General features: G+C 46.3%; 3 protein-coding genes. All 3 read right to left on the reverse strand.

The genetic code is table 11. The features are described 5' to 3' along the window. Window positions 1-70 precede the first annotated feature (70 nt). From cas2 to cas9, 3 genes are read right to left on the reverse strand one after another with little or no spacing between them, the layout of a single operon-like run. Window positions 71-424, reverse strand: a complete 354-nt coding sequence (gene cas2 / locus G604_RS0112520) for a CRISPR-associated endonuclease Cas2 (RefSeq protein WP_028910844.1) — start codon at window positions 422-424, stop codon at window positions 71-73. After that, on the reverse strand, window positions 421-1,299 hold the full coding sequence (cas1, locus tag G604_RS0112525; RefSeq protein ID WP_028910845.1) for a type II CRISPR-associated endonuclease Cas1: 879 nt from the start codon (window positions 1,297-1,299) through the stop codon (window positions 421-423). Before cas1 ends, cas2 begins: the two co-directional genes overlap by 4 nt. Next, on the reverse strand, window positions 1,299-4,904 hold the full coding sequence (gene cas9, locus G604_RS0112530) for a type II CRISPR RNA-guided endonuclease Cas9 (protein WP_028910846.1): 3,606 nt from the start codon (window positions 4,902-4,904) through the stop codon (window positions 1,299-1,301). The genes cas1 and cas9 overlap by 1 nt, the downstream gene beginning before the upstream one ends. Window positions 4,905-6,181: the final 1,277 nt, after the last annotated feature.

The following is a 6,181-nucleotide window of genomic DNA, read 5'->3' on the forward strand; positions in this document are numbered from 1 at the left end:
AATCATTAGTGTGGATAGCGTTTCCTACATAAGAAGTGGATGATGTAGGCTTGTTTCTGTTGCAAAGATACTAAAAAAGTTCGAGTTGTACGGGTTCCTTTCGGATAATATTCTTCTTCCCTTTTTTTTTCGTCACGTTTGTAAAGTTGTAGATGTTGCTATACTGTTTATCCGTCACAGCCAGCACACTGACATTCCCTTCTTCGGGAAGCAGTCCCTTCACCCGTCTGAAATGCACATCCAGACTCTCATGGGATCCACAGTGACGGATATAGACGGAATACTGCATCATGGAGAAGCCGTCTTTCTCCAGATTCTTTCTGAAGAGCATAGCTGCCCTACGTTCTTTTACAGTCATCACCGGTAGATCAAAGAAAACAAACAGCCACATAATGTGATAGGCATTTAATCGTAACTCAGTCATTTGAAGTTCGGTAAAGAAATTTTATTCGTTTCTCCTTTATAATATTTCACCAGGGATGCCGTCGTCATCGTCAGCGCTATTTGTAGCGGTCGGGTGACTTCTCCTATTTGAACATCTGTGGTGAGGACTTTTAAGAGTTGTACTTTATTTTCCTTTGTCAATTCCGTTTGGTCCAATAGCATCATAACGATCTCATCGACATAGGGGCGATAAGGCTCCATCAGATCATCGGCAAGGGCATAGGCATCATATCGATTACGATGGAAAAGGCCGAAGATCGGCGACAAGCCGGAACCGACGATGGCTCTTGCCATAGCAGCCCTCAGCAGCGTGTAACCATAATCCAAGAAATTATTGGGCGGAAAGCCATGAGGTTCCCGGATGAAATCTTTACCCAGGAGCTGCTTCCAATAGATTCTTGCAGCCTGCCCCTCTTGGTTGGAACTGTCGCCGCTGAGGACATTGGAATAGCAACGTTTAAGTGTATTCCCTTTCTTATCCAACTTATTAAGAAGGGCAGCCTGATTCCTGATTTTCATCTCGATGATTTGTTGCCATGCCCGCTTCTTCCGAGGCTCGGAAACGGATACCTGCATCTTGACAGATTCCGCTTGTGTGGCATTGACGTCATACCCGATGACACTGCAAGAGGGCAGATGCCTCTCGTCACAGAAGATGACACTACAGTTATTCCGTACCAATTCATTCAGAAGAGGTATGGACACGGAGACCTGCTGATTCTCGATGATGACAAAGCCAATATCTTCTATCGGCCTTGTCACGATATCATCGGAATCTCTCCAGGAGATCACCAGCTGACTGTTTTTCAACGATAATCTCACCGGAGTAGAGAAAAATAATGTTTGCTTGAGCATCAGTCCTTGAATTTGATTTCTCCTGTGGCACTGAGCTCGAAGTCCTTGCCTTCTACGAGGGCACGAAACTGGGTATGAAGCATGACTATCTTCGAACGTAACTCTTCTCCGATTTTGTAAGCACCATTCTTTCCCTTGACCTCTGTACTCGCACGGGCTTCCTCATGGAAAGTCAATTCTATGACTCCATAAGTATTCTTGGAGATAACCATCGTTGCAAGTCCCGTCACCTTATACAGTCTTTTGACGAGCTCTTCCTTGGAGCATTCCTTCAGTTCCTCTGGCGTCTTCTCATAAAGAAGTACCATCATGCCTTTCTTCAGCACATAAGCCAATGGAAAGTCATTCTTAGATAAGGGAACAAGGTTGTTGTCCGTCATCTCCTTATCCGTGCTGGCCTTGAAGAGTCGTGTAGCCTCGATATTATTAACCGTCTCCATGGCCCGCTTCTCCTTACCACGTTTATCCTTGCCGATATATATCGCCATTGCATAGTTACCATTATTGGCCACATGGTAGGTTTGCTTATAGTCCTTTTCCGACTGATCGCGATGATGCCGGATCGGCAGAGGACGGGTAATAGAAGTAAGGCATCTTACCTTATTAATAGGGATACGCTTCTCCTCGTTCATCCATATCGTAGAAGCCATAGCCTCCTTAAAGCCAAGGCGCTTGACAGCCTCCTGTACTTTCTCCCGAACAGTTTCGTCAACGATGTTTTTAATATCGGACTCTTTGAAGTTACTGTCCAATGCCTTTCTGACGACATACTTGATGTTGCCGTTCTGCTCAATGGCTCCATAATAGGTATCAAGATGGAGCTGTACACGAGCACTGTCACAAGGCTTGGACATCGTGCCATCCTTGCGTCTTACTCGTCTGCCTTGCTTGGGGACATTATCATTCGTATTGTGAACGACAAAGATCTCATTCTGTATATCCTTGATATCCGTAACGAAAGTGTCCCAAGGCAACTGGACATGCGGCTTAGAGGTTCCATACCATTCATGGTTCTCTTCGTCATGGTAATATTCCGCCAACTGGCTATATTCATGAGGACCGATACAAGCAATGACAATGGCATCAATGCAATGATGGACATGATTTACGCGCTCTTTCTTACTATATTCATCCTGTAAGCCCCATATCTTGCGGAAATCAGATGTGGCCAGACCTTTAACGATGAATACACGGTCGAAGAAGGATTTCAGATAGAGACGACCATAACGGGAGATGACACTGATGTCCACTCCTTGACGGCGACTGAATCCCTCGGGGACCTCGGTCATCTCAAAGCGATGGTATTTACCATACCAATAATCACGCTGCAACTGGAGACGATGCCGTTTCTGAATTAAGTGGTCTTTTGTATTCTTCTCCATTCCGCTCCAGGTTCGTACCTTGCGGATCTGAGCATCCAAATCCTCATATTTCTTCTTCCAGTCCTCAACACGATGAAGAATCAATTCATGATCGGGAAGTTCAGACGGCAGCATTGTCTGTTTAACATCTCGGTTGAACTTACTACTGCAGAGCGTGAGATTCATACGTGTGCTGTCACCGCCTTTACTGCGGGGAATGGTATGCTCAATGTCATAGGATGGATCGGGACCGATGAAGTCAGCTATACCAATCTGTTTTCCCGTATACAAACAGATATGATTCTGCTCCTCCCACAACTGGTATTTCAGGATATCCGTTTCCGTTGGCTCTATCGTCTGCCCGGTTTCTTCCTTGTAGAGTTCGATGATCTTCTTTTTGCAGTTGTCATGCTCTTTCTGATTGTCACGGGTATAGTGTGCCAAGGCAATTCGTTTGTTGGCATCATTCAATTCACGGGCGAACTCGATATGAATAGTCGTGTTGCGGTCGATCTTACCCTCCTTGAGGAGTTGGTTAATGGTATGACGCATCTGGAAGAGGGAGCGCATAGCCATCGGATTGCGGAGGGAATTATTGCGTGGTGATCCCAACTTATTAACGCCAAGCGGTACCTTCGGGTACATCTCGATCATTGACGGATGATAGAGCTTTTCCAATCGCTCATCAGGCACGCCATATTTTACGGACAGATGGTCTTTGAGGCACTGCTCCAATGTTCGGGCCTCCGCAACCTTTCCATAGTTGTGGATCGTTGTCTCCAATTCTTTTATAGCCTCTTCACGGCGCTGCGGATCATTCCATACATCAGCCGGAAGTACCTCAACGAGATTGCCCATAAAGGCAGCATGAGAATAGATCATTCCTCTTCTCAGATAAGGGAGGATCTTCGTGATGGCTTTCAGACTGAGGGAGGCATAGCCCTCGTCAATGGGGATATTGCCAAATTTCTTGGCATCCTCATCGGAAAGCTGGAGATGGCGCTTACCAAATTCAGCCAGTTTGTCATTATCCGTATAGAAGAACAGAGCCGACCAGATATCATTGATAATCTGCAGGTCAGACTTTCCGTCAACCTTATCATAGACTTCCTTGATACCATTCAGCCAGTCTTCGCCGAAAAGATCACGAAGGGAGGCAGTAACTGGACAGCCGGATACATTGGAATCCTTGAAATAGTTGAAAAGATAAGGTGCTATGCCTCCTTTATAATAGGCATATTTACTCTTACCGGCGAGTTTCTTGGCAATATCGGAAAAGTCGAAGTCTCTCTTACTCTTCCGATAAAACAGAGGCTTGATCTTAGAGCGCTCATCGTCGTTGAGCGGTCGCATTTCTGTATCCGATGGCGTCTGAATCTTGATAGCGTTGATGAACGACAGCATACGGAACTCCTCAAAGAGAGGATGGGAAACGGGGCACTTCGTCTTTTTCGGTTCAAAGACACAATGGCCGACCAATCCCTTCTGTGACTTCAACGGACGCTGATAGAAGATAGCATGCTCCAACTTGCTGACCAGTTCGGAATCCAATCCTTGTCGCTCACAGATAGCCTGAAATTCCTTGTGATAATGTTCCTCACGAGCCGTATAGTGCTTGCGGATCTTCTCTCCTTTCTCATAGAGATGATAGAAGTACTCCCCAAGATAGGTACAACCGGCAGCCTTGATCTCCTGGCTCAGCTCACTGATGCCTTCATTGACAGTACCGGTATCCTTATCCTCCTTGGAGAGATCTTTACGGTTGCTCTTGAAACCGCGGCGCTGGTTGATATGATAGAGTGCACGACCAAGCATATAGCGGTTTTGCAGATCAGTGAGGTCCAACTTCTGAGTGAGACAGACATAACGGTCATGATACGGATTCTTACCCGTCTTGTCATCGGTGGACTGCCATTCCATGAATAACTCGTTCTTCGGGTAAATCTTCTTATGACGCCATAAGGAGAGTTCATCCTTACTTAATGGAGGACAGAGATGATTCTCCGTCAGAATATGAAGCAACTCGATCTTCCGCAGGCGGATACGATAGTAGCGCACACGAAGAGCACGCTTCTCCGTCCGTGCGGCTGCCTTTGAAGATTCTCCACTTTGATCTCTGTTGACACCTTCTTGGAAAATATCAACGCCTTTGTCCAACAATTCATAATGTCCGTCATCATATTTATTAACGACGGCCCATCCTAAACTGTTTGTTCCTGTGTCTATTCCTAATATCTTTTCCATAGACCTGTTTAGTTATTTCGTAATTTACGTGTAAAATTAAGAAAAAATTTGGTAAGTTCCAAATATTTTTTGTATTTTTGCAGCAGATAAGAAAAATATCATCCTACATCTTATCGCAATAAGGCAGCAATTGCCGAAGGATGTTATCCTATGCCCTCGCTTTGGTGAGGGCTTTTTTTATTCAGCATTACCACATTGGTCATCATACACGCCGCCATCATTTGGCGCAGCGCCCTCGAAGAGGGCGAACCCTTGGGTAAAGAATGGCATCCGTGTTAATCCGTGAAATCCGTTGCCCAACAAAATTCATCCCGTGTAAATCCGTGAAATCCGTTGCCCAAAAAATTCATCCCGCGGCTATCCGTTGCCCAATCCCCAAGGGTTCTTCGCAAATGGAGAATAGAGAATAGAAAATAGAGAATGATGTCGGACTGCCGTCGGCAAGACGGATGTTTTGGCAACGGATGACACGGACTGCCACGGAAGAGGTCCCCGAAGGGGGCCAACACGATGAACCCCGGGCACACGGGACGGTGATGGCCAGAGCAAAGCGATGGACATCACCGGACCGGGCGCCCGGGGCTTTGCGTATCTGCCTATCGGACGTCCCCGAAGGGGGGCGAACATCCGCCGCGTCGCCGCTGTCGTTCGCCCCCTCCGGGGACGCGGCAGGGAGAGGACTCGGGGACACCCCGGGCGGCGGGAGTTCTCGCTGCGCTCGCCCTCCCTCCGCCCGGGGTTAATCATGTTGGCCCCCTATCGGGGACCTGCTGCGCCTTCCCGATCCTTTTGTAGGTGGCCCAAAAAGCTATATATACCACTCTTGTTCAATTCTATATTCTCGCGAAAGCTAAAGATTTTAACACGGTTCTGAAAACTGAGCGGTACAGACGGTTGAATATACTGACGAGAAGGCAGATTACAGAGGCGTTGATAATCAACCATTTAGAGTAGCTAACGAATATTTATACGTTAAAAACCGAAGAAAAATACGGTTTTTACGAAAAACTAAAGAATATCACCCGTTGTACCCTTCGTGTTTTTGACTGATAAACAACGTAGATAGGAAATTCTGCACGATGTTTGGAAAATTATGCATCGTTCAAAATGCCGTAATGATGGGGTATAGCGGAAAAAGTGTTAAAAAGGGGCCTCAAACGCCCTAAAACGGCAGTGGGAAAAACCCCTCTTGATTGCAAGTTCAAGATAGAAGTGCAATCGGAGTTGAGGAATATATTGAAAAAATATATACCATAAAACACCGAGGGGACTGGGGG

This window comes from Prevotella sp. AGR2160 (assembly GCF_000424185.1).
GTDB lineage: Bacteria > Bacteroidota > Bacteroidia > Bacteroidales > Bacteroidaceae > Prevotella.

Bases quoted from the DNA above. Each gene is read 5' to 3' on its own strand.
- cas2 (WP_028910844.1), bottom strand. From the start codon at position 424: ATGACTGAGTTACGATTAAATGCCTATCACATTATGTGGCTGTTTGTT.
- cas1 (WP_028910845.1), bottom strand. From the start codon at position 1,299: ATGCTCAAGCAAACATTATTTTTCTCTACTCCGGTGAGATTATCGTTG.
- cas9 (WP_028910846.1), bottom strand. From the start codon at position 4,904: ATGGAAAAGATATTAGGAATAGACACAGGAACAAACAGTTTAGGATGG.